19 protein-coding genes are annotated in these 24,745 nt (G+C 47.0%); 15 read left to right on the top strand and 4 right to left on the bottom strand.

Going from position 1 to position 24,745, the window contains the following annotated elements:
* Positions 1-57 precede the first annotated feature (57 nt).
* The 8 genes from O1724_RS21985 (at position 58) to O1724_RS21950 (ending at position 11,368) form a co-directional block, all read left to right on the top strand.
* On the top strand, positions 58-1,260 hold the full coding sequence (locus tag O1724_RS21985) for a BaiN/RdsA family NAD(P)/FAD-dependent oxidoreductase (RefSeq protein ID WP_023304587.1): 1,203 nt from the start codon (positions 58-60) through the stop codon (positions 1,258-1,260).
* A gap of 142 nt (positions 1,261-1,402) precedes the next feature.
* Positions 1,403-2,245: a TnsA endonuclease N-terminal domain-containing protein gene (locus O1724_RS21980; protein ID WP_095866780.1), complete on the top strand. Its 843-nt coding sequence runs from the start codon at positions 1,403-1,405 to the stop codon at positions 2,243-2,245.
* On the top strand, positions 2,232-4,355 hold the full coding sequence (locus O1724_RS21975) for a transposase (RefSeq protein ID WP_126297423.1): 2,124 nt from the start codon (positions 2,232-2,234) through the stop codon (positions 4,353-4,355). Before O1724_RS21980 ends, O1724_RS21975 begins: the two co-directional genes overlap by 14 nt.
* Positions 4,355-5,791, top strand: coding sequence for an ATP-binding protein (locus O1724_RS21970; RefSeq protein WP_126297424.1), 1,437 nt, complete (start codon positions 4,355-4,357; stop codon positions 5,789-5,791). Before O1724_RS21975 ends, O1724_RS21970 begins: the two co-directional genes overlap by 1 nt.
* 40 nt (positions 5,792-5,831) lie before the next feature.
* Positions 5,832-7,388, top strand: coding sequence for a TnsD family Tn7-like transposition protein (locus O1724_RS21965; RefSeq protein ID WP_001324699.1), 1,557 nt, complete (start codon positions 5,832-5,834; stop codon positions 7,386-7,388).
* Between the two features lie 11 nt (positions 7,389-7,399).
* On the top strand, positions 7,400-8,326 hold the full coding sequence (locus tag O1724_RS21960; RefSeq protein ID WP_000262423.1) for a hypothetical protein: 927 nt from the start codon (positions 7,400-7,402) through the stop codon (positions 8,324-8,326).
* A gap of 352 nt (positions 8,327-8,678) precedes the next feature.
* Entirely contained in the window at positions 8,679-8,978 is a 300-nt protein-coding gene (locus O1724_RS21955; RefSeq protein ID WP_001097216.1) for a helix-turn-helix domain-containing protein, read from the top strand.
* A 563-nt stretch (positions 8,979-9,541) separates the two neighbouring features.
* Positions 9,542-11,368, top strand: a complete 1,827-nt coding sequence (locus O1724_RS21950; protein ID WP_001239419.1) for an AAA family ATPase — start codon at positions 9,542-9,544, stop codon at positions 11,366-11,368.
* A gap of 168 nt (positions 11,369-11,536) precedes the next feature.
* On the opposite strand, the gene copM is transcribed toward O1724_RS21950, so the two are convergent.
* The 4 genes from copM to silR form a co-directional block, all read right to left on the bottom strand.
* Positions 11,537-11,887 (bottom strand): CopM family metallochaperone, encoded by a 351-nt coding sequence (gene copM, locus O1724_RS21945; RefSeq protein WP_000647571.1) that lies wholly within the window; start codon positions 11,885-11,887, stop codon positions 11,537-11,539.
* 147 nt (positions 11,888-12,034) lie between these two features.
* Positions 12,035-12,466: a silver-binding protein SilE gene (silE, locus tag O1724_RS21940; RefSeq protein WP_000790485.1), complete on the bottom strand. Its 432-nt coding sequence runs from the start codon at positions 12,464-12,466 to the stop codon at positions 12,035-12,037.
* A gap of 244 nt (positions 12,467-12,710) precedes the next feature.
* The gene (silS, locus tag O1724_RS21935) at positions 12,711-14,192 is read right to left on the bottom strand and encodes a copper/silver sensor histidine kinase SilS (protein ID WP_047353719.1); all 1,482 of its coding nucleotides are present in this window, start codon (positions 14,190-14,192) and stop codon (positions 12,711-12,713) included.
* On the bottom strand, positions 14,185-14,865 hold the full coding sequence (gene silR / locus O1724_RS21930; protein ID WP_000697966.1) for a copper/silver response regulator transcription factor SilR: 681 nt from the start codon (positions 14,863-14,865) through the stop codon (positions 14,185-14,187). Before silR ends, silS begins: the two co-directional genes overlap by 8 nt.
* Before the next feature lie 189 nt (positions 14,866-15,054).
* Here silR and silC point away from each other — a divergent pair, with 189 nt between their 5' ends.
* From silC to O1724_RS21895, 7 genes are all read left to right on the top strand, one after another.
* On the top strand, positions 15,055-16,440 hold the full coding sequence (silC, locus tag O1724_RS21925; protein WP_000475513.1) for a Cu(+)/Ag(+) efflux RND transporter outer membrane channel SilC: 1,386 nt from the start codon (positions 15,055-15,057) through the stop codon (positions 16,438-16,440).
* A gap of 27 nt (positions 16,441-16,467) precedes the next feature.
* On the top strand, positions 16,468-16,821 hold the full coding sequence (locus tag O1724_RS21920) for a Cu(+)/Ag(+) efflux RND transporter periplasmic metallochaperone SilF (RefSeq protein WP_001246152.1): 354 nt from the start codon (positions 16,468-16,470) through the stop codon (positions 16,819-16,821).
* A 113-nt stretch (positions 16,822-16,934) separates the two neighbouring features.
* A complete protein-coding gene (silB, locus tag O1724_RS21915) occupies positions 16,935-18,227 on the top strand; it encodes a Cu(+)/Ag(+) efflux RND transporter periplasmic adaptor subunit SilB (protein ID WP_001446341.1) in 1,293 nt (430 codons plus the stop codon).
* Between the two features lie 10 nt (positions 18,228-18,237).
* The gene (gene silA / locus O1724_RS21910; protein WP_016246646.1) at positions 18,238-21,384 is read left to right on the top strand and encodes a Cu(+)/Ag(+) efflux RND transporter permease subunit SilA; all 3,147 of its coding nucleotides are present in this window, start codon (positions 18,238-18,240) and stop codon (positions 21,382-21,384) included.
* 85 nt (positions 21,385-21,469) lie between these two features.
* Positions 21,470-21,910, top strand: a complete 441-nt coding sequence (locus O1724_RS21905; RefSeq protein ID WP_000720618.1) for a DUF411 domain-containing protein — start codon at positions 21,470-21,472, stop codon at positions 21,908-21,910.
* A 97-nt stretch (positions 21,911-22,007) separates the two neighbouring features.
* On the top strand, positions 22,008-24,482 hold the full coding sequence (gene silP, locus O1724_RS21900; protein ID WP_139158036.1) for an Ag(+)-translocating P-type ATPase SilP: 2,475 nt from the start codon (positions 22,008-22,010) through the stop codon (positions 24,480-24,482).
* A gap of 40 nt (positions 24,483-24,522) precedes the next feature.
* Positions 24,523-24,720: a DUF2933 domain-containing protein gene (locus O1724_RS21895; protein WP_000843496.1), complete on the top strand. Its 198-nt coding sequence runs from the start codon at positions 24,523-24,525 to the stop codon at positions 24,718-24,720.
* The last annotated feature ends 25 nt before the right edge of the window (positions 24,721-24,745 follow it).

Genomic DNA, 24,745 nt, shown 5'->3' with positions numbered 1-24,745 from the left:
GGTGCGACCACTGAGGAAACTTTACAATCCGCGGCAGTTAACGAAGAGGATTTTGACGTGGAAAGGTTTGATGCCGTAGTAATTGGCGCCGGTGCGGCGGGTATGTTTTGTGCGGCGATGGCCGGACAAGCGGGTCGTCGCGTGCTGCTGCTGGATAACGGAAAAAAGCCTGGCCGCAAGATCCTGATGTCTGGCGGCGGGCGCTGCAACTTTACTAATCTTTATGTCGAGCCTGCGGCCTATTTGAGCCAGAACCGCCATTTTTGCAAATCTGCGCTGGCGCGCTATACCCAGTGGGATTTTATCGAACTGGTGGGTAAACACGGTATCGCGTGGCATGAGAAGACGCTGGGACAGCTGTTCTGCGACGACTCCGCGCAGCAAATTGTCGATATGCTGGTGGCCGAGTGCGAGAAAGGCGGCGTAGTAATGCGCCTGCGCACCGAAGTGCTGGACGTCGCCCGCGACGAGCAGGGCTACACGCTGCAACTCAACGGTGAGACCGTCAGCGCCGATAACCTGGTGATCGCCAGCGGCGGCCTCTCGATGCCGGGGCTGGGCGCCTCACCGTTCGGCTATAAAATTGCCGAGCAGTTTGGCCTGAAGGTACTGCCCACCCGCGCCGGGCTGGTACCGTTCACGCTGCATAAGCCGCTGCTGGAGCAGCTTCAGACACTCTCCGGCGTGTCTGTACCGTCGGTCATTACGGCCGAAGACGGCACGGTGTTCCGCGAAAACCTGCTCTTTACCCATCGTGGACTCTCGGGGCCGGCGGTATTGCAGATCTCCAGCTACTGGCAGCCGGGGGAGTTTGTCTCCGTAAACCTGGTGCCGGACTGCGATCTGGACGCCTTCCTCAACGAGCAACGCGCCGCGCACCCGAATCAAAGCCTGAAAAATACCCTGGCGATGCAGTTGCCGAAGCGTCTCGTGGAGTGCTTGCAGGTGTTAGGGCAAATTCCGGATGTTGCGCTCAAGCAGCTCAACAGCCGCGAGCAGGAAACGCTGGTGGAGACGCTGACGAACTGGCGCGTACAGCCAAACGGCACCGAAGGCTACCGCACGGCGGAAGTGACGCTGGGCGGCGTGGATACAAACGAACTCTCATCCCGCACGATGGAAGCCCGCAACGTGCCGGGTCTTTATTTCATTGGTGAAGTGATGGACGTGACCGGCTGGCTCGGCGGGTATAACTTCCAGTGGGCGTGGGCCAGTGCCTGGGCATGCGCGCAAGCGCTGGCTGATGTCCGAGGACAATAAAGTTGTACACAAAGCACTAAAGTTGTAACCATTCTCAAAAAACGACGCTAATGTTGTATACTTACTGAATGTGTGGTTATAGGGTTGGAGACTATAAAATGCACATATAGGTACGTATCAATGTCGTTTTTAGGGTACGATCATGGCTAGGGGTAGGCGTCTCAAATCCTATTTGGATTATGAAAATGCGCTAGGTGACGGCATAGGAGTGGGCTATGGCCAAAGTTATCAGCCCTGGCTTAGAGCTCAGGACGTTAAATCCCGTGGAAACCGTTCGATAGTCTTTGGCCTTAAGACGTTTCGAAACCATCATCTCCTTTCTTCTGTCGAAAGTAACTTTTTCTATCTGGCTGAGTTTAATGACTCGGTGATTGATATCCGGGAACAATTCCCACTCTTTCCTCTCCGGCTTACCCAACAAATAGCAAATCATCTACATTTTCAACATCCTATGGTGAGGGGAGTAAGAGGAGTACCTGTCGAAGTTCTGAATGTTATGACAACCGATTTTTTACTGACCTTGAGAACTCCTGAAGGCGGACTTCGATACAAAGCTATAGCAGTAAAACATAACGAGAGCATACCTGAACGCGAAGCCCAAAAACTTGAAATAGAGAGGATGTTTTGGCAGTTGATTGATGTTGAGTTTCAAATTTATGTTGGCTCGGAACTCAATAACGTCGTCGGTAAAAACATTTGCTGGGCTACTTCTGTATTAAGAGATGGTTCTGAATTTTATGATAAATATCCTCTTGATAAAATCCTATGGAAGCTTAAACCAGATGTTTATCCCATAGTAGGACTACGTGCAATGATTTCATCAATCTTTGGGGTAGATACACAAGAAGCGATGATGTTATTGCAGGCAATGATTGGATTAAAAATGATAAATGTTGATTTATCATATCCAATACTCGAAACCGGTCTGATAAAGATAATTTCCAATGACCACTATATAGGACTGAACGCAAATGGATATTATTAGGAATTCAGTCTGGCTCTCTCAAGGCACTGATTTGCTTGCAGAGGGACTTTACCGTGTTTTGGATTTTGACAGAAAGGTCGATTTGTTAATTTTGTTTAAAATAAAATCAGAAAGAACGGGTAAGCCAATCCCTTTCTCATTTTCAATGTTTAAATATTATATTGAATCAAATAGCATAACTTGTAAAGATTATATATATCCTTCATATATGTTAGTAGATGAGAAAGAATTAACAGATAAAGACAGAGGAAGGCGAGATGAAAATTACAATATCATTAAAGATCTTGTAGATGACAGAATGTTTCTGTTCGACTATGCATTACATAAAAAGTCGCACCTTTTAATGGATTACTCAAGAAATAAAAAAATATCACAATATACTATCAGAACGCTTCTGGCGTTGTATTGGCGACATGGGCAGGATATTTATGCATTGCTACCCGCATTCTCGAACTGTGGCGCCGCTGGGAAAAGTAGAATCAAACATGAAATTAAACTTGGGAATTCCAAAAAAAACAGAGCATTACCTAATGAACGATCACGTGTTTTCATTCTTAATGAAAGAGATATAAATAATATTAGAAAATCTCTCATTACGTATCATTATAAAGTTAACGGAGATACGATAAAGAAAACATTAGAGAGACATATTGAATTGTATTTTAGGGATGAAATTAAAACAGCAAACCTAGAAAATAGAGCTCCATATGTTCCTTCTTTAAAACAATTTTCATACTGGAATAAAAAACTCTTCACTAAAGATTTCTCGATAAATAAGAAGAACACGAAAAAAGAAATAGACCTCAAAATGCGGGCGCTTTTAGGTAGTGTGGCTAATACAACTGTTTTGCCGGGTGATGTTTTCGAAATAGACTCAACTGTCGCTGATGTACATCTTATTTCGAGTTTAAACAGACGAAAAGTCATTGGGCGTCCTACTATTTATACAGTGGTGGATCGTGCAACAAGAATGATTGTTGGCCTTCATGTTTCTTTATACCATGCTTCATGGCGAGCCGCCCGACAAGCGTTAGCAAATTGCTTTATGCCAAAAAAAGAATATTGTAGATTATTTGGAATCTCTATTACTGATGATGATTGGCCTTGTTCTCACATTCCATTAACATTGATGTGTGACAACGGGGAGATGATTGGTCTTAAACCTCAGGAAGAGATGACCCCCCTGACAAAACTTGAGTTTGCGCCAGTCGGTAGAGGCGACAGAAAAAGCATTGTTGAACGCTGTTTCGGCATTCTGAATGATGAGGTTATTCATAGGCTTATTGGAACAACACGAAGGGGAAAGATTGTTAAAGGAGAGCCAACACCGCAATCCAGGGCTTGTTTAACGATTCAGGAGGTCACGTCTTTACTGATTCGGGAGATACTTGCACATAATCAGAGAACGTATGAGGAACTGGCTTATATCAATCCCTTACTGATTGAAAATGATCTCGTAATATCACCAAAAAATAGTTGGATGATAAGCTTAAAGCACGGGAGATTCAGCGCAAGAGCCGTTGGGGCCGACGAAGTGATCGCACGATTGTTAATCCCTGTGAACGCTAACATTACCGCCGGTGGGATTCAGTACAATAATCTTTTTTATGAATGTGATCCTGAAATTGCATCAGGTGTCAGAGTATTTGGAAGAACCACTTGTGAAGCAAGAATAGATGACAATTGCGTAGATTATATATATGTAAGATTTGACAAAAATAGCATTTTCAAAAAACATTACCTACTTAAGAAAAGAGATGTATTTAAAGGGAAAGCTCATCTTGATACAGATGTAATGGCTGATTGGGTAGATACTCAAAAAGAAATTAATTTATTTACTCTGGATTCGCTCAGCAATATCAATAATAAAGATGAATTTAACAGTAAAGGTAACGAAAGATTAAATGAAATATACGAATCTCGCCGGGTACATGGTAAAGATATTAAAAAGAACAGGAAAAATGAACTTGATTCATTAGGGCGAACTCATGTTGCTAATGGAAGATCTGAACCCCTACTTCCTTCATCCAGTAATGTTCTGCTTTTGCCTGGCCGGGAGGAGAAACAAAGATGGTTAAAAGGTAAGAAGAAGACTGAGGACGCAGAATAATGAACCTTATACGGCGCGTTTCAGCGATATATAAAGAACAGGAGTTACCTGAGTATCGTGGCAATCCCTTAATTGAAGCACTTACGGAAGATGAAGTACTTCTGGAAATGAGTTATTTCCCCGAAATTGACGAAAAAATCCGCTGGACTGCCCCGGCGAATGTTAGAGAGCAGTATGTCGAACGTATAAAGAAATTCCGTTGCCCTCAAACCAATCTTATCCAGGCTTATAAGATGATCTTACGGGCACTTAGGGAAAGCTATGCAGCTCGTAATCCTTTGAAAAGCGGAACAATTCAATATCTTCATTACTATGGAAATGAGCGTCCTGATATTGAGCCAGAAAGTGGATATTTTAAATCCCAGGCTGAAACTATTACGATAGTTGGAATGAGTGGTTCTGGAAAAACTACCATGATTGAGCAAGTCATGGATCATTTCCCTCAGATTATAGAACACAGCAGCTATAAAGGAGTTTTTCCCGGCTTCAGTAAGCAAATTGTATGGGTAAAGATTAATTGTCCATACAATTCAAGTGTGAGAGACCTTTGTGAAGAGATTTTACAAAAATTAGATGATGCAATTGGTATTGAACGAACTACACCTGAGATTAGAAATGGTGCTCTGGCTCGCCAGATTGCACAAAGAATTAAATCATCATTTTTGGGTATCCTTGTTATTGATGAAATGCAGAGGCTTAAATTTTCAAGAACCGGGGGTGAGAGTAAGTTGATTGATTTTTTACATGAAATTGTAGATTCCATGGGGGTATCTATGGTTTTTTGTGGAAATCATCCTTTTGACGAGACGCTGACAAAGAAAATGAGAATTGCCAGGCGGGCAGAGTCTGGTGGTTACATGAAAATTAAGAATGTTAGATACGATTCACAAGACTGGCAATCGTTTATTCATTATTTATGGCCATTACAATGGACAAATGTTGAAACTCCATTAAATGATGAGTTAAACGAAAAATTATTCATTTTATCTAAAGGCAATATTGGATTGGCTCAGATGATTTATCGGGGGGCACAATTAAAGGTTATCGGTAGCGGCAATGAAATCATCACTGGCGCAGTCTTGTCGGCCTCTGTACCGGTACTCGTGAGTCATACGGAGGAATATAAGGATACTCCACTCCCGGGGGCCGCGACTGAAGATGAGGAAGCTAAATGGCTCTCTGCATCTAATGAGGGTGATGCTTCGGCTAAAATCATGGCAGAGAAGTCCCTAAAGTCTTTGATCCCTGGGGATATAGACAGGCCACAGCACAAGGAATTCGTAGGAAAAATAGACGAGGTTTTGCGCAATTTCGACGAGAAAATACTGTCTCTTGACCACGATCTTGTTATCAACAGAACAGCTGAAAAGAAAAATACCTACGATGCTCTTCAGCGTTGCGGGCTTATAAATATAGATCCACTTAATAAATTGTAATGAGGTAACAGTTCGTAACGGTCAAAGAGAGGTGTGGGAAATGAGAATGTTGCCTGTTTTGCCTGATGAATCCTTGTTCAGCCGGTTTTGTCGGACAACTACCGTGTACGGTATGTCCCCATCTTCTCTGTTAACGATCATTTTCAACAAACCTGATATGAACGTCCATCCAATTCTCAATTCAGGATTAAAGGCTATTTCTCTTCATACATCCGAAAGTGCAGATCAGCTCTGGCATGAACAGACTTTACTCCCTCTTTTTGCCTGGGCACTACCAATCAGTCGTAATGAAATTATGGATTTCAACACGACCCCTGCCAGGCTTAATCGATTGTGCCGCCTTAGTAATTTTTCACTAGGGCAGCGCACACTATTGAAGTTTTGCCCGGTTTGCGCTCGTGAAGATACTTTTCATTATGGTGTTACTTATTGGCATCTGGCGCATCAGCTTCATGGGGTTACAACCTGCCATCGGCATCCGGTAGCGCTTGAAAGCATCCATGTCCCTTCTTCACCGCACATACGTATTGGACTGATGCCTCCTGTTTCGTATACAGAACAACTTAGCAATGAGATAGACTTCGATTTTGCTAAGTTTTGTTATGAGTCCCTAAATATAATCAGAAGAAAAGATATTACACACCCCAATTACATGGATGTACTTAAAAAGTTGAATTTATTATCATTGGATGGAAATTTAAAGAAAAATGTATTCTACGCACATGTTTATGCTAAGTGCCAGTTATTTGGGGAGGGTTCATCGGGACTTATACCAACATCCCTAACTGATTATCATTACTGGGAGCCTATACTCAAAGACAAATGTTGTCAGCATCCCACAAAGCATCTTTTGCTTTGTTATTGTTTGTTAAATACTTGCTGGCCAACGTATGCAGGAAGTCGTACTAATAAAAAGAAAGAAATCTTTAAAAGTCATAAGAAATACAGTTTTCATATAGTTGAAAATAATACTAGTGTTAGCAACCTTGGGAAGGAATTTAGTCGCAGCAGATGTTACATTAAAACACTTATTTATAAAAAATACCTGAGGGCGTTTAAGCGAAACACAAAAATTAATATATTCACTGAATTGCTTATCAAGTCTATGGCTGTAAGGGGGTTTAGTCTGGCATCCATAGCTGAGAAAAACTCATTATCGGAAGGAGCTGTATCCTCTGTAATTTCATCTTGTTACGGTTTATGCTCATGGCGTAAAAAATGTAAAAAAGATTCTTTAAGACGGCGTCATAAGCAGAAAATATTAAGATTTATACATAATCAATCCGTTTCTATAACACGAAAGTTAGTCAAAGAAAGTTGTTATGCAAGTTTCTATTGGCTAAATAAACATGAATGTGACTGGCTTAATTCCTGTCTTCCTAAAACAATACGATGCTATAAAAATAAAAGAGTAGACTGGAGCGAGAGAGATATTATCTCATCATCATTAATAAATGATGTTTTATCTCAGGGGCAGTACTCGATGTCACTTACAAGTCTAGATGCTTTACTGGGAGGGCATGGCTGGCTTTTGAAATACAGAGATAAACTACCAATGACAATGATACTTCTCAGAAAAATGGAACTAATTAAATAAGAGGGAGTTATATGGTTTACGAAAATGAATTGTGGCACAGTTTTCTTCTGCGTTCACAGATAATGTATAACTTATCCAATTGCAGGAACATAATATCAAAGCATGGCGCACTAAGGTACGATGCCTTTCCTCGTTTCGAACTGATTGATATGTACAAATTGCATAGCTTGCAGGATATATATGACATTCTTGCCACTAGAAATGGTTATATACTAACTTCCAATATAGTGTCGTTATCTTCTGGTGTTTACGGGTATTTTAACGCTGTTGAAGATGCCTGTCGGAAAAATTTTCACATAACTAATTCATATCCATTGGTAAACATCTCAAACATTCGTTACTGTCACAAATGTATTGTTGAAGATATACACTCTAAAGGCATTGGTTATCTGCGTCATAGATGGTTGTTTGAATCTAAATGTGCAGTTCATAGTACCAGTTTATATGAGGTTTGTTTTGATAACTATTTGAATGCAGTGAAAGGACTTAGTGACTTAATTATAAGTGGAATAAATCCTCATGGTTATTGTTCCCTTGTGGTTGACGTTTCAAACCCTTTCAAAAATCCAGTGTATATATTACCATGTGCGCGTAATAAAATTTTAAAATGGATTTCGGACAATAAAAATATGCTGATTTACTTTCTCTTTGATCTCTTCAAATGTAAGTCGCATTCAAGTTTATCTAAGGTTATCGAAGTCAAGATAATGCATGATAGATATATTTCTGCGGTGTTCAAGATGTTAAGTGAAGTTAATTTTTGTAATTTCAACTCATTTATTTCTGATATTTTTGAGGATGTAAGTTATGCCTCTATCGGACTTGATGATTATTCTGTTAATGTGCATTTTCTCAGGCTAAGGGCTGCAGATTGTAAATTTTGCCAGTTGAATGGTAAATATTTTTGCTCACTTTACAATGTAAAACTTCTTCGCTAATTTCACTTCATTTATAAAATACTAAGAAAGCTAGTTAGATAAGGTTTTATATTTTGACTGGGGCAGGAATAAATTATCACTCATAGAGTTTCCCTGGGGGTTACCACCTGTGTATGATGCCGGTTAGCAACAACGTCTAAAAGACCTGCGATCACGTGGGTCCCTCTCCAGCAAAGGGGCAAGGGGTGCTATATAACGGTGTACTGCTTACCCAATACGGCCTTGTATTTGAAAGATGCCGCATCTTGGCAAGATTCGTATTACAGCCTATAGTCTGTTAATGAGCATTACAGCCTATATGCTGTAAATCCCTGCGTTATGCTTGTTAACCCGTCGATACGGAAGGTCACTTATGAACACTCAATACGCTTTGAAGACTTTGAATCAGTTACGTCCTGTTTTAATCGGCTTTCGCAAAGCCAATGGACTGACGCAAAAAGATGTTTCTGAACGTTTGGGTATAACACAGCAAACTTATGCCCGACTAGAGGCCAACCCTGCAAGTGCGGGTTTTGAGCGTTTGTTTAGGGTGTTCAGCGTCCTTGGAGTGGAGATCGTACTTTCATCCAGGGAACCATTGTCAGATGCAAAGCCCGAATACGGAGCTATGCACAATTATTCTTCACTTCCAGCCAGGCGGGAGAAATGGTGACGCCTGGCGCTTCCCGGTCTAATTTTTCTTCAACAAGATTAACCCCTTAGCGGCCTGAAGTATCAGGTTGCGATAGAGCCTTTCATTTCTTCTGTTATGTTAAATACACCATTTTGAGCTATTTCGCTCGGCCTTAAATTATCTCTTCATTCTTCAGTGAAAATTTTATGTCGATCACATTATCGATGAATTTAGGAAATAATCCGTAAATGAAAATCTATCTTCTTTTAAATTCATCAATGTCAGTAGCAAATATTACGCATAAAAGAATGGTTATTATTATCATTTAAATTATAAAGCTCATGAGTCAATTCCAAAAAATATAATAAGCATTGAAATCATTACCCGTGATTCTGGAGTTTTAACTTTGCCATGTAACCAACCACAAGTTAGTTTCCGGTGTTTTGAGGGGCAGTAAAGTTCTGAAAGCGCGACCAGATCATAATCCCGAAATGTCGTTAAGATATTCTGAATAACGGTTATCCCTGCTTGTTGGCAGGCATTTGAAAATATATTTTGTATTCAGGTTGCAGCAAAACGCTTTCTTACACACAGGACTTCATATGCGGCTCAGAAAATTAAAACTGAAAAACTTCAGAGGCTACAGAAACTCTACTGAAATCATTATTGATGAAAGCATGACGGGTATTGTCGGTCGTAATGACTTTGGGAAATCAACGCTTCTGGAAGCGCTGGCTATTTTTTTTGAAACAGAAGGAATGAAGGCTGACAAGAATGACATGAACTGTTTCAGCCTAAGAGAAGGGGACGGCCGTTTTGAAATAGCCTGTGAATTTGATGACCTGCCCGATTTTATCATGATCGACGACAGGGTGCAGACCACGCTCGCCTCAGAACATCTGCTGAATGAGGACGGCAATTTTGAAATCGTCAAAACGTTTAAAGCAACGACCTCAGGAAAACCGGAGCAGACCTGCATCCGCTGCATCCACCCGGATGAGGAGCCCCTGAGAAATTTACTGGGCATGAAAATTTCTGAGCTCAAGGCGGTGGGAAAAGAAGTTGAAAAAAATGTGGCGGATAAACGCACTGCATCGTTATGGCGTCAGGCCATCAGGGAAGCCGCAGCCCCCTATACCTGTTCGGAAATTATGCTGGATGTCGATAAAGAGTTCGGAACCGACACAAAATCATTATGGGGTAAGATCCTCGATTTGCTGCCCACGTATGCGATTTTCAAAGCCGACAGGGAAAGCAGCGACGGGGATTCCGAAGCTAAAAACCCCTTACAGCAGGCCGTAAAAGACGCTCAGGCTGCGCTGCAGGACAAAATTACAGCGCTGGAAAATGAGATTCAGGACAGCGTCCTGGATGTCGCACAGAGAACGCTGGATAAATTACGTGAAATGGCCCCCGAACTCGCCAGTGAACTGACTCCACGATTTAAGGAGAAACCCAAGTGGACCTTCAATTTCACCCTGGACGGGGAAAATGGCATCCCCATCAATAAGCGCGGCAGCGGGATAAGGAGGCTTATCCTGTTGAATTTTTTTCGGGCTGAGGCTGAAAAGAATGTCGCGGGGACGCCCAGAAATGTGATTTATGCCATAGAGGAGCCTGAAACGTCACAGCATCCGAATTATCAGATGATGCTGATGAAAGCGTTACTGGCACTGGCAGGCCAGCCGCACCGTCAGATTATCGTCACCACCCATGTCCCGGCGCTGGCCGGATTAATCCCTGTCGAAGGCGTACGTTATGTTACCCGAAATGAGGCGGGTGAACCCGTAGTAAAAATGCCGGATGACGCAGTGCTGAAGGAAGCCACTGAAAGCCTGGGGGTGCTGCCAGAGACCGGTATGGAAAGGGCGCAGGGGATTGTTCTGGTAGAGGGAAAGTCGGATGTTACTTTCCTGAGGCATGCGGCCAGTTCATTAAAACAGTCAGGTGCGCTGCCAGCCTCTCTGGAGGACGTGAAAATAGTGCCAGTCCTCATAGGAGGGTGTGGTAGCGTCAAACACTGGGTTACATTGAATCTGGCCAAAGATCTGGGGCTTCCCTGGTGCGTATTTCTGGACTCCGATATTGGGGGAGACCCTGCACAGGTTCTGTCCATCCAGAAGCGTAAAAAAGAAGTAGAGGAGGCCGGTAAGGTATTTTTCGCTACGCGCAAACGTGAGATAGAAAACTATCTGTGCCCGGATCTTATCGAGGAAATTACTGGTGTAGCCGTCACGTTTACGGACACCTGTGACGCTAAAAAAATAATCGGCCGGGCTGTGGGAATGAAACCCGATAATGTACTAGATAAATTCTGGCCTCAGATGACATCAGAAAGAATCATCTCAAGATCAACCTATCATGACGGAACGCAGGAGAGAAGCGAGCTGGTTGAGATCCTGAGCGACATTGTATCCATGACGAGATAATGTATTAAATAAGCATCTCAGGTGCATATATTCCGGTCCTCAACAAAGGACCGGAGTACAGAGTAGTAAAAACCCGAAATTAATCGGGTTTGAATTATATAAAGATTAACCGACTCCCGCGCCCAGGAACGATGTAAAATCACGCTTGTCGTGACATTTCTACAATGTTTACTTTTGACTATCAAGCCATTTATTCATCTGCTCAATTTCACCTTTTTGAGCTTTAATGATGTCCTGCGCGAGCTTTCTCATTTTCGGATCTTTTCCGTATTTGAGCTCGGTCTCAGCCATTGCTATTGCCCCTTCATGGTGCGCTACCATGCCTTTCGCAAAAGCCTTGTCGGGATCGGACTCATTTACGGCAGCCATCATTTTGTCATGCATGTCTTTCATGCCAGCCATATATTCCTGTGACGAAGCCGAGGTAGACATATCAGTCATTTTCATTTCTGAATGTTCTGCTGAAATCGCTGGCAGGGATAACATTAATACTGCAAATAAAGTGTTTCTGGCTTTCATAAAAAATATCCTTTTAGCGTTGATGCCCGTTAACTGTAGCAGAATCTGATAAAAATGCCCCCTGTAGGGGGCAAAGATGTTGCCATATATCCGGTTACGGAAAAATCTATCAAGGAAATAAGGACAGCACAGATACTTCCCTCGCCGTCAGCCTGCACTGAGCATGCGACGATGCGCTTCGGCCATGGCCTGATGTGGGCCAGACTGACCGTTATTCATAAATTCATGGGCAACTGCAGCTCTTTCATGCTCATTCATTGCCGCTAATGACTTCGACGGCCCGGTAGGGGAAACGGTCTGACTTCCCATCATCCTCTGATGACTTTCCACCATTTTCTGGTGCGCATCCGCCGACCCGTTCGTCATGGTTTCATGAGCAATAATGGCCTGTTCATGCTGGTCCATACCGGCCATACGAGGTGCAGTCCCCTGGATCCCGACAGGAGCCGCAGCAGACTGCATCTGGTGAGCAGGTGCCTGTGCATTGTTGACCCGCTCATGGATATTCACGGTTTCAGTGGCCCAGGCCGAAGAAATTAAGCCAAAGCCCAGCAAGGATGCTAATACGATATTTTTCATGATAACTCTCCATTTCTTAATTAGTGATGTCCGGGGGAGTACAACCGGTGTTTTCAGTTCCATAACTGAAACAGGTTCGGAAGTGTTTATTTCTCCGGGAGGGGACTGGATATTCATTTCCTGGCGTCCACTGACGCCGGATATTGATAAAGCAATCCAGCCTTCCTGATAAGTTGCACTAATTATATCGAATGGCTTCTGTTTGCTGCATGACAGGCTAATGACATCTTTGTCATTTAAATCTTTATTCCCAGCACTGGGTGTCCGGAATCATTTTCTCCAGTCTGGGCACGGATAAGATAAAACGCGTTGAGTGTACGTCCGATTCCACCTGCACTCTTCCGTGATGTGCTTCCACGATTGACTTCACAATCGCAAGGCCGATGCCGCTGCCTTCTCCTTTTCGTTGTCTGGACGGATCCACCCGATAAAAACGGTCAAACAACCTTGATAAATGCTCTTCAGGGATTGGTTTCCCCGGATTTTCAATCACAAGGTCAAAAAAGCTCTCCTGCTCTCTTATTGAGACGGTGATTGCCTGTCCCTCTGGGGTATAACGCAGGGCGTTGGATAACAGATTATTGATCGCTCTTCTGAACATTTGTGGATCTCCCTCAACCAGGCAGGGCATCCCGTTAAATTTGAGCATAATATTGCGTTCTTCGGCCCAGGCTTCGAAAAACTCGAAGACTTTCATGACTTCTGCTCTGAGGTCAAACCGAACCCTGTCAGGTATCAGCTGATTATTGTCCGCCTGTGCCAGGAACAGCATGTCGCTGACCATTTTGGTCATCCGGTTATACTCTTCAAGGCTGGAATAGAGGACATCCTCAAGTTCCTTCTGCGTTCGATCCTGACTCAGAGCGATTTCAGTCTGCGTCACCAGATTGGTGATGGGTGTTCTGATCTCGTGCGCGATATCGGCAGAGAAATTGGCCTGGCGGGTAAAAACATCCTCAATCTTTCCAATCATATGATTGAACGAGATAACCAGCTGCTCCAGCTCAATGGGAACGCGTGTCGGTTCCAGCCGCGCATCAAGATTCTCGGAGGTGATGTTTTTAATGGCATTGCTGACATTACGAAGGGGCAGGTGCCCCTGACGGACAGCAATGCGAATGATCAGAACAATCAGCAGGCTTATCACGACGGCAATCGCAATCAGATTTTTTTTCAGCGCATCGAGGTAATGGAGATGGAAATTAATGGAGAGGCCAGTCAGCATGACATAGTTCTGCTGTTTGCCCTGAAATGTCGCCTGGCCAGAGGAGGCGATAATCCGGTACGTTTCCATCTTCATTCCGGACCCGGTATCCTTCGCTCTCGCAGTATCCTCCACCGTCCAGAGAAAGACATCCCGTGCGCGGCTGTGCTCGCTAAAATCGGCTGAATTCACGGCCGGGCGTAGTGCTGCCCCCTGCGCAGAGCTGTACAGCACCTCACCCCGGGGATTGAGGAGCAAAAGGGCAACGTTGCGGTAGCTGGCGATCGATTCCTTTATTTTGCTTACTTTTTTTTCATCCGGATCTGCCGGGGACTGGAGTATACGGCTCAGTGTGGTGCTGATTTGTTGCAGATCGCTGACATCCTGCTCGGCAAAATGCTTTTCAACAGAATGCAGCATAAACCAGGTGAAGGCGATAAACGCCAGTATTGTGGACAGGCTGATAAAAAAGGTCAGCCGCAGAGCGAGTGAGAAAGGTCGTCTGGACGGTTTGCTATGCATCCGGGATCTCCAGCATGTAGCCCACGCCCCGCACTGTCTGGATCAGTTTTGTCCCGTAATCGTTGTCTATTTTAGCGCGGAGTCGCTTTACTGCGACATCAATCGCGTTAGTGTCGCTGTCAAAATTCATGTCCCAGACCTGAGAGGCAATCAGGGAGCGGGGAAGAACTTCTCCCTGATGGCGAATGAAGAATTCCAGCAGGCTGAACTCTTTACTGGTGAGCACAATGCGGTTCCCGGCGCGGCTGACTTTTCTGGATACGAGATCAACCGAGAGGTCAGCCACTTTAAGCTGGCTTTCCGTGATCATCGTGTTTCCCCGCCTGAGGAGGGTTCTTACCCGGGCGAGCAGTTCAGCAAACGCAAAGGGCTTCACCAGATAATCGTCCGCACCCAGCTCAAGTCCTTTGACCCTGTGTTCAATCGTGCCAAGGGCCGTCAGCAGTAATACCGGCATCCCCTTTCCGGCACTGCGCAGCATACGGATGATATCCCAGCCGTTTACATCAGGCAGCATGATATCCAGGATGGCTAAATCATACTCGGCTGTCATGGCAAGATGATATCCGGTCAGACCATTATCAGCGTGATCCACGACGAACCCCGCCTCTGTCAGCCCCTTGCTGAGATATTCACCTGTTTTAATTTCGTCTTCAACGATTAATATTTTCATCATGCTCCCCGGCTGGCTGCTAATGTCATTTTATTGCGCCCACGATCGTTATCAACGGATTACAGCAAAAATGACAACATTGTCATTATCCTGTCACCCGGCAAACAGAGAGCGTTCGGTAAAGTATCCCTATCAATACTCTGGACTTCGTTTGAACCATTTACCAGGTCTGCCTGTACGAGAAGCGTTATGTTCAAATTAAAATTACTCAGCATCAGTACCATATTCATCCTGGCTGGTTGTGTTTCTCTGGCACCTGAATATCAGCGTCCGCCAGCTCCGGTTCCCCAGCAGTTTTCATTGTCTAAAAACAGTCTGACGCCTGCGGTAAACAGCTATCAGGATACGGGCTGGCGAAACTTTTTTGTCGATCCCCAGGTCAGCAGGCTGATCGGTGAAGCCCTGAATAATAACCGTGATTTGAGAATGGCTGCCCTGAAGGTTGAAGAGGCCCGGGCCCAGTTCAACGTCACGGATGCAGATCGTTATCCCCAACTGAATGCCTCATCCGGGATCACATACAACGGTGGTCTGAAAGGTGACAAGCCGACCACACAGGAGTACGACGCGGGTCTGGAGCTCAGCTATGAGCTCGATTTTTTTGGCAAACTTAAGAACATGAGTGAGGCTGATCGCCAGAACTACTTTGCCAGCGAAGAAGCCCGTCGTGCCGTACACATCCTGCTGGTCTCCAACGTTTCACAGAGCTATTTCAGCCAGCAACTGGCGTACGAACAACTCCGTATTGCGCGGGAAACGCTGAAAAATTATCAACAGTCTTATGCATTCGTTGAGCAACAACTGGTGACCGGGAGTACGAACGTTCTGGCGCTTGAACAAGCCAGGGGGCAAATCGAAAGTACCCGCGCCGAAATAGCCAAACGAGAAGGCGATCTGGCTCAGGCAAACAATGCCCTGCAACTGGTGCTGGGAACGTACCGCGCAGTTCCGTCAGAAAAAGGGATTAAAGGTGGGGAGATCGCACCAGTAAAATTGCCACCAAATCTGTCGTCACAAATATTGCTGCAGCGTCCGGATATTATGGAAGCGGAATACCAGTTGAAAGCGGCTGATGCCAATATTGGCGCAGCGCGAGCGGCTTTTTTCCCGTCCATTACCCTGACCAGTGGTCTCTCCTCAAGCAGTACGGAGCTGTCCAGCCTCTTTACGTCAGGAAGTGGAATGTGGAATTTTATTCCTAAAATTGAAATTCCTATATTTAATGCTGGCAGGAACAAAGCCAATCTGAAGCTGGCTGAAATTCGCCAGCAACAGTCCGTGGTTAATTACGAACAAAAAATTCAGTCAGCCTTTAAGGATGTTTCCGACACGCTTGCGCTGCGCGACAGCCTTAGCCAGCAACTTGAGTCACAGCAGCGTTATCTTGATTCACTTCAGATAACTCTACAGCGTGCCAGAGGATTGTATGCAAGTGGTGCTGTCAGTTACATCGAAGTGCTGGATGCAGAACGTTCCCTCTTCGCGACGCAGCAAACCATTCTCGATCTTACCTATTCCCGACAGGTTAACGAAATTAATCTGTTTACCGCGCTGGGTGGCGGTTGGGTAGAGTAAATTTATTCAATTAATCAGGAAATTAAAATGCGTAATTCACTTAAAGCCGTTTTATTTGGTGCCTTCTCTGTCATGTTTTCTGCCGGTCTTCATGCTGAAACACATCAGCATGGCGATATGAATGCTGCCAGTGATGCTTCGGTACAGCAGGTTATCAAGGGCACCGGTATCGTTAAAGACATTGATATGAATAGTAAAAAGATTACCATTTCGCACGAAGCAATCCCGGCGGTGGGCTGGCCTGCAATGACCATGCGCTTCACTTTTGTTAATGCAGACGACGCTATCAATGCCCTGAAAACCGGCAACCATGTCGATTTCTCGTTTATTCAGCAGGGCAATATCTCCTTACTCAAAAGCATTAACGTTACGCAATCCTGATTAACAGTCCGGAGCGAATACATCCAGTGCGCCTGAACATTCATTATGGGATTACTGTGAATGAATAATCGTGCGCATATGCCAGGTGTTTTGATTTTTCAGCGAGAAATTGTATGGCTTCTTTAAAGATAAAATATGCTGCAATAATTATCAGCAGCCTCATAGCAGGGGGGCTGATATCGGTTACTGCCTGGCAGTATTTAAACTCATCACAAAAAACAGTACCAGCAGAACAAAAGGCACCGGAGAAAAAGGTACTTTTCTGGTATGACCCTATGAAACCGGATACCAAATTTGATAAACCCGGAAAATCGCCTTTTATGGATATGGACCTTGTGCCGAAATATGCTGATGAAAGTGGCGATAAAAGCAGTGGCGGGATCCGTATCGATCCAACTCAGGTTCAGAATCTGGGATTAAAAACGCAAAAAGTCACGCGAGGAATGCTGAATTATTCTCAGACAATCCCGGCTAATGTCAGTTACAACGAATATCAGTTTGTCATTGTGCAGGCGCGTTCTGACGGTTTCGTCGAAAAAGTGTATCCCCTGACGATTGGCGATCATGTGAAGAAAGGCACTCCGCTTATCGATATCACCATTCCTGAATGGGTTGAGGCACAAAGTGAGTTTCTGCTGTTATCCGGTACAGGCGGTACGCCAACCCAGATAAAAGGGGTTCTGGAGCGACTTCGTCTGGCTGGTATGCCGGAAGAGGATATTCAAAGGCTGCGTTCAACCCGCACAATCCAGACCCGTTTTACCATTAAAGCACCTATTGATGGTGTCATTACTGCATTTGACCTGCGCACCGGCATGAATATTTCCAAAGATAAGGTGGTGGCTCAGATTCAGGGGATGGACCCGGTCTGGATCAGCGCTGCAGTGCCAGAATCTATCGCCTATCTGCTGAAAGATACGTCGCAGTTTGAAATTTCGGTACCGGCTTATCCGGATAAAACATTCCATGTCGAAAAATGGAACATTCTTCCCAGCGTGGATCAGACAACCCGCACGCTTCAGGTCCGCCTCCAGGTTACTAACAAGGATGAGTTTCTCAAGCCGGGCATGAATGCCTATCTCAAACTGAATACCCAAAGTCAGGAGATGCTGCTGATACCAAGCCAGGCCGTTATCGATACCGGCAAAGAACAGCGCGTGATTACTGTTGATGATGAAGGCAAGTTTGTGCCGAAACAGATCCACGTTCTGCATGAATCACAGCAACAGTCCGGCATTGGCTCCGGTCTTAATGAAGGCGATACCGTGGTGGTCAGTGGCCTGTTCCTCATTGACTCCGAAGCCAATATTACGGGCGCGCTGGAACGTATGCGCCACCCTGAAAAAACAGAAAACAGTATGCCAGCAATGTCTGAGCAGCCTGTAAATATGCATTCAGGGCACTGAGGAGACGACGATGATTGAATGGATTATCCGGCGCTCTGTCGCCAACCGTTTCCTGGTCATGATGGGCGCACTGTTTCTCAGCATCTGGGGCACATGGACGATAATTAACACGCCGGTCGATGCGCTGCCTGACCTGTCAGATGTGCAGGTCATTATTAAAACCAGCTATCCCGGACAGGCTCCGCAGATTGTAGAAAACCAGGTCACCTATCCGCTTACCACCACCATGCTGTCCGTACCTGGCGCAAAAACCGTGCGTGGCTTTTCACAGTTCGGTGATTCGTATGTGTATGTCATTTTTGAAGACGGGACCGATCTGTACTGGGCCCGTTCGCGCGTGCTGGAATACCTGAATCAGGTTCAGGGCAAACTGCCTGCGGGTGTGAGCTCTGAAATCGGTCCGGACGCCACGGGAGTGGGCTGGATATTTGAATATGCCCTGGTCGATCGCAGCGGAAAACACGACCTTTCAGAACTGCGTTCTTTGCAGGACTGGTTTCTGAAATTTGAACTGAAGACCATCCCGAACGTGGCTGAGGTAGCCTCGGTTGGTGGCGTGGTGAAGCAGTACCAGATTCAGGTCAATCCGGTAAAACTGTCCCAGTATGGGATCAGCCTGCCCGAAGTGAAACAGGCTCTTGAATCGTCTAACCAGGAGGCCGGTGGTTCATCCGTTGAAATGGCCGAAGCGGAGTATATGGTCCGTGCCAGCGGTTATCTTCAGAGCATTGATGATTTTAATAACATCGTCCTGAAAACAGGTGAGAACGGCGTGCCGGTTTATCTGCGGGATGTTGCCCGCGTGCAGACCGGGCCCGAAATGAGGCGTGGTATTGCCGAGCTGAACGGCCAGGGAGAAGTCGCTGGCGGCGTGGTGATCCTGCGGTCGGGTAAAAATGCGCGCGACGTTATCACGGCAGTGAGGGATAAACTGGAGACGCTGAAGGCCAGCCTGCCGGAAGGCGTTGAAATCGTGACCACCTACGATCGCAGCCAGTTAATCGACCGGGCGATTGATAACCTCAGTTCCAAACTTCTGGAAGAGTTTATCGTGGTGGCCATCGTCTGTGCTCTGTTCCTGTGGCACGTACGTTCTGCCCTGGTGGCGATTATCTCTCTGCCGCTTGGCCTGTGTATCGCCTTTATCGTCATGCACTTCCAGGGACTGAACGCCAATATCATGTCGCTGGGAGGGATAGCGATTGCCGTCGGTGCGATGGTGGATGCCGCCATTGTGATGATTGAAAATGCGCACAAACGGCTTGAGGAGTGGGATCATCAGCATCCGGGTGAGCAGATTGACAACACCACCCGCTGGAAGGTGATTACCGACGCCTCCGTGGAAGTGGGACCCGCGTTGTTCATTAGCCTGCTGATCATCACCCTGTCCTTTATTCCTATCTTTACCCTGGAAGGGCAGGAAGGTCGTCTGTTTGGCCCGCTGGCATTCACGAAAACGTACTCCATGGCGGGAGCGGCCGCACTGGCCATCATCGTCATTCCTATTCTGATGGGATTCTGGATCCGGGGGAAAATTCCTGCAGAGACCAGTAACCCCCTGAACCGGGTGCTGATCAAAGCGTATCATCCTTTGCTGCTGCGGGTCCTCCACTGGCCAAAAACAACCCTGCTGGTTGCGGCCTTGTCCATTTTCACGGTTATCTGGCCACTGAGTCAGGTGGGCGGTGAATTTCTGCCGAAGATTAACGAGGGCGATCTGCTGTATATGCCGTCGACCTTGCCTGGCGTCTCTCCGGCAGAAGCTGCAGCGCTCCTGCAGACAACAGACAAGTTAATCAAAAGCGTTCCTGAAGTGGCTTCTGTATTTGGCAAGACCGGTAAAGCAGAGACCGCAACGGATTCCGCGCCGCTCGAAATGGTGGAAACCACGATCCAGCTCAAACCTGAGGATCAGTGGCGTCCCGGCATGACAATTGACAAGATTATTGATGAACTCGACAGGACAGTCCGTTTACCGGGTCTGGCAAACCTCTGGGTGCCGCCTATCCGTAACCGTATTGATATGCTCTCAACCGGGATCAAAAGCCCGATAGGTATCAAAGTGTCCGGGACTGTTCTGTCCGATATCGACGCGACGGCGCAGAGTATCGAGGCGGTAGCCAAAACCGTGCCTGGCGTGGTGTCTGTCCTGGCTGAGCGACTTGAGGGCGGGCGCTACATCGATATCGATATCAACCGGGAGAAAGCCTCCCGCTACGGGATGACGGTAGGTGATGTCCAGCTGTTCGTCTCTTCAGCAATCGGAGGTGCTATGGTGGGTGAGACAGTTGAAGGGGTGGCCCGGTACCCTATTAACATTCGCTACCCGCAGGATTACCGGAACAGTCCGCAGGCGCTGAAACAGATGCCGATCCTGACCCCGATGAAGCAGCAGATCACGCTGGGCGATGTCGCGGATATTAACGTCGTTTCTGGACCAACCATGCTGAAAACCGAAAATGCCCGGCCAGCCAGCTGGATTTATGTTGATGCCCGCGGCAGGGACATGGTGTCGGTGGTTAACGACATTAAGACGGCCATCAGCGAGAAAGTGAAACTGAGACCGGGAACCAGTGTGGCATTCTCCGGACAGTTTGAACTGCTTGAGCATGCCAACAAGAAACTGAAGCTGATGGTGCCGATGACGGTGATGATCATTTTCATCCTGTTGTATCTGGCATTCCGCCGGGTTGACGAAGCCCTGCTGATCCTGATGAGCCTGCCGTTCGCCCTGGTTGGCGGAATATGGTTCCTGTACTGGCAGGGCTTCCATATGTCAGTGGCGACCGGAACCGGGTTTATCGCCCTGGCCGGGGTGGCAGCAGAGTTTGGCGTGGTCATGCTGATGTATCTGCGTCATGCCATTGAAGTGCACCCGGAATTGTCCCGTAAAGAGACGTTCACACCGGAAGGTCTTGATGAAGCCCTTTATCATGGTGCCGTGCTGCGTGTCCGGCCGAAAGCCATGACCGTGGCGGTGATCATCGCGGGTCTGCTGCCGATACTCTGGGGAACCGGCGCAGGTTCAGAAGTCATGAGCCGTATTGCGGCCCCCATGATTGGCGGGATGATCACAGCTCCGCTGCTGTCCCTGTTCATTATTCCTGCCGCCTATAAACTCATCTGGCTGCGCAGACATAAAAAGAGCGTGTCATAACCCTGAAAGGACACCCCTGCGGGTGTCCTTTTGCATAAATTCACCCTGACGTCAGGGTTTACATCGATAACATACAGAGGTGAGTATGAAAAAAATAATTTTAATGGCCCTGGCTTTTGGCCTTTCACTTCCGGCAATGGCAGGTGAAAAAGTAATAGACATGTACAAGTCTGAAAACTGTGGTTGCTGTTCCCTGTGGGGCAAGGCGATGGAAAAGGACGGGTTTGAGGTACGGACCCACGTCATGAATGATCAGGCTCTGTCAGCCCTGAAAGAAAAATATGCTGTTCCTGCTGAGCTGAGAAGCTGTCATACCGCAGTTACTGGTAATTTGATCATTGAAGGTCATGTGCCTGCCACAACGATACATAAGGCAATGCAGTCTGGTTCAGGGATTTATGGCCTTGCCACCCCCGGTATGCCTGCGGGAAGCCCGGGAATGGAGATGGGGGCCCGTAAAGAGGCTTACGATGTTATCGCATTCTCTCCGGAGGGCAGTAAAAAGATCTTCCAGCGAATCGAATAGTCAGCGGAACGGCTGATAACGGGACGTCGGCAGCAGGCACTCCTGTGCCGGCGACATTCGTGGTAATCGCATCCATGACATACCCTGAAGACAGAAAATGCTTCAGGCATGCATAAGGAGAGTTACTGTGAAAAATGACAATGTAGTGCAACACAACAACCAGACTGCTTCTGAACAGACATTATCCCCGGACGAGAGCCACGTATTGCATAAGGTGAGAGATCCCGTGTGCGGGATGGCATTCCTGCCCGACAAGGCGCACAGCAGCATTCGATACCAGGACCATCAGCTTTATTTCTGCTCTGCCAGCTGTGAGAGTAAATTTACAGCCCATCCCGACCGTTATCTTACCGAAGATGCCAGTGAACATTCCCACCACCACCACGATCACCACGAAGTCAGCCCAGACCAGATAAAACAGCCTCACCATCAGGCGGAGAAAGATATTTCTGAAGGTGTGTGGACATGTCCGATGCACCCGGAGATACGCCGCAGTGGTCCCGGAAGCTGTCCTGTCTGTGGAATGGCACTGGAACCGCTCGTAGCCACGGCATCGACGGGGCCGAGTGATGAACTTCGCGACATGACAAGACGCTTCTGGCTGGGGTTGTTGCTGGCGTTTCCGGTTCTGATACTCGAAATGGGATCTCATCTGTTTCCCGCCTTGAGGAATACAGTACCGCCACAATACAACACATGGCTGCAACTGCTTCTGGCCTCTCCAGTCGTGTTGTACTGCGGCTGGCCATTCTTCGCCCGGGCCGGAATGTCGTTGCGTAACCGCTCCCTGAATATGTTTACCCTTGTTGCAATGGGGACCGGCGTAGCCTGGGTTTACAGCGTCATTGCAACCGTCTTCCCCTCCTGGTTTCCTGCATCGTTCAGAAACATGGATGGCCTGGTGGCCGTTTATTTTGAAGCCGCAGCAGTAATTACGGTGCTTGTTCTGCTGGGACAGGTTCTTGAACTGCGGGCACGGGAACAAACCTCAGGTGCCATTACTGCGCTTCTGAACCTTGCCCCCAAAACAGCCAGGCGGCTGGATCATGACGGTCATGAAACGGATATTAATGCAGAAGATGTCCTGCCTGGCGATAAGCTCCGCATCAGACCTGGAGAGAGTATTCCGGTCGACGGTATCGTGGTCGAAGGCAAAACAACTGTTGATGAATCGATGGTGACCGGGGAGTCTATGCCGGTTACCAAAAAAGAGGGTGAACCTGTCATTGGGGGGACGATTAATCAGACAGGTAGTCTTATCATCCGAGCAGAGAAAGTCGGTGATGAAACGATGCTCTCACGAATTGTTCAGATGGTCGCTGATGCACAGCGTTCGCGAGCCCCCATCCAGAGAATGGCTGACAGCGTTTCAGGCTGGTTTGTTCCTCTGGTGATACTTATCGCGGTTGTTGCTTTCGTGATCTGGTCTGTCTGGGGGCCCGAGCCCAGGATGGCGCACGGTCTGATTGCGGCTGTGTCGGTCCTGATTATTGCCTGTCCCTGCGCGCTGGGGCTGGCCACGCCGATGTCGATAATGGTGGGGGTGGGCAAAGGAGCCCAGGCCGGGGTGTTAATCAAAAATGCCGAAGCCCTTGAGCGTCTTGAAAAAGTGGACACGCTGGTTGTCGACAAAACAGGCACGCTCACGGAAGGTTCGCCTACGGTGACAGGAATTATCAGTCTCAGTCCGGGTGGGGAAGCCTCTCTTTTGCGTGTAACGGCCGCAGTGGAAAAAGGCTCGCAGCATCCGCTGGGTATGGCAGTCGTCAGAGCAGCACAGGAAAAGGGGATCGCAATACCCGCAGTCACTCATTTCGATGCGCCGTCGGGTAAAGGTGTCACAGGCGATGTCGAAGGTCAACGGATTGTTATTGGTAATGAACTGGTTATGCAGGAAAACAGTATCGTTGTTGATAATCAAAAGGCCGTTGCGGATACGTTGCGGATGGAAGGCGCTACCGTTATCTATGTGGCCACGGACGGGGACCTTGCAGGCCTGATAGCTATTTCGGATCCCGTGAAAGCAACCACGCCGGATGCACTTAAAGCGTTGCGTCAGGCGGGGATCCGCATCGTTATGCTCACCGGGGATAACCAGCTTACCGCTGAAGCAGTCGCACGGAAACTGGGAATAGATGAGGTTGAAGCCGGGATTCTGCCGGATGGCAAAAAAGCAGTGATAACCCGACTGAAAGCGTCTGGCCATGTGGTTGCGATGGCCGGAGACGGTGTGAATGATGCCCCGGCGCTGGCAGCGGCTGACGTGGGAATAGCCATGGGAACGGGTACAGATGTGGCAATTGAAAGTGCCGGAGTCACCCTTCTCAAAGGCGACCTGATGATACTGAACAGGGCCCGTCATCTGTCAGAGATCACCATGAAAAATATCCGACAGAATCTGTTTTTTGCATTTATCTACAACGCACTTGGTGTGCCGGTGGCTGCAGGCCTGCTTTATCCTGTGTATGGAATACTGCTGTCGCCAGTTATTGCGGCGGCGGCCATGGCTCTTTCTTCCGTCAGCGTCATTGTGAATGCGTTGCGTCTGAAAAGTGTCAGGCTCGGGAAATAACACTGAGTGAAGGGTCTGTTATGAACAGAAGGAGTCCAGTATGAAAAGTACCACCTATGCGCTTATTGCTGTCGCCGCGATCGCGGCATTTGCCCTCCTGCGAGAACACTGGTCACATGTGGCAGGTTACTGGCCATATCTGTTATTGCTGGTCTGCCCGCTAATGCATCTTTTCCACGGCCACGGAGGGCATGGGGATCACCAACATCACGGAAGTGAAAACAATAAAAAAAATTAATCCGGCAAACGGGGCCGCGTCGCGG

It is taken from the genome of Enterobacter cloacae complex sp. HYC074_NIDB (assembly GCF_056673345.1).
Note: the sequence above shows the minus strand (reverse complement) of the source record. Positions and strands in the feature narration are given on the sequence as shown.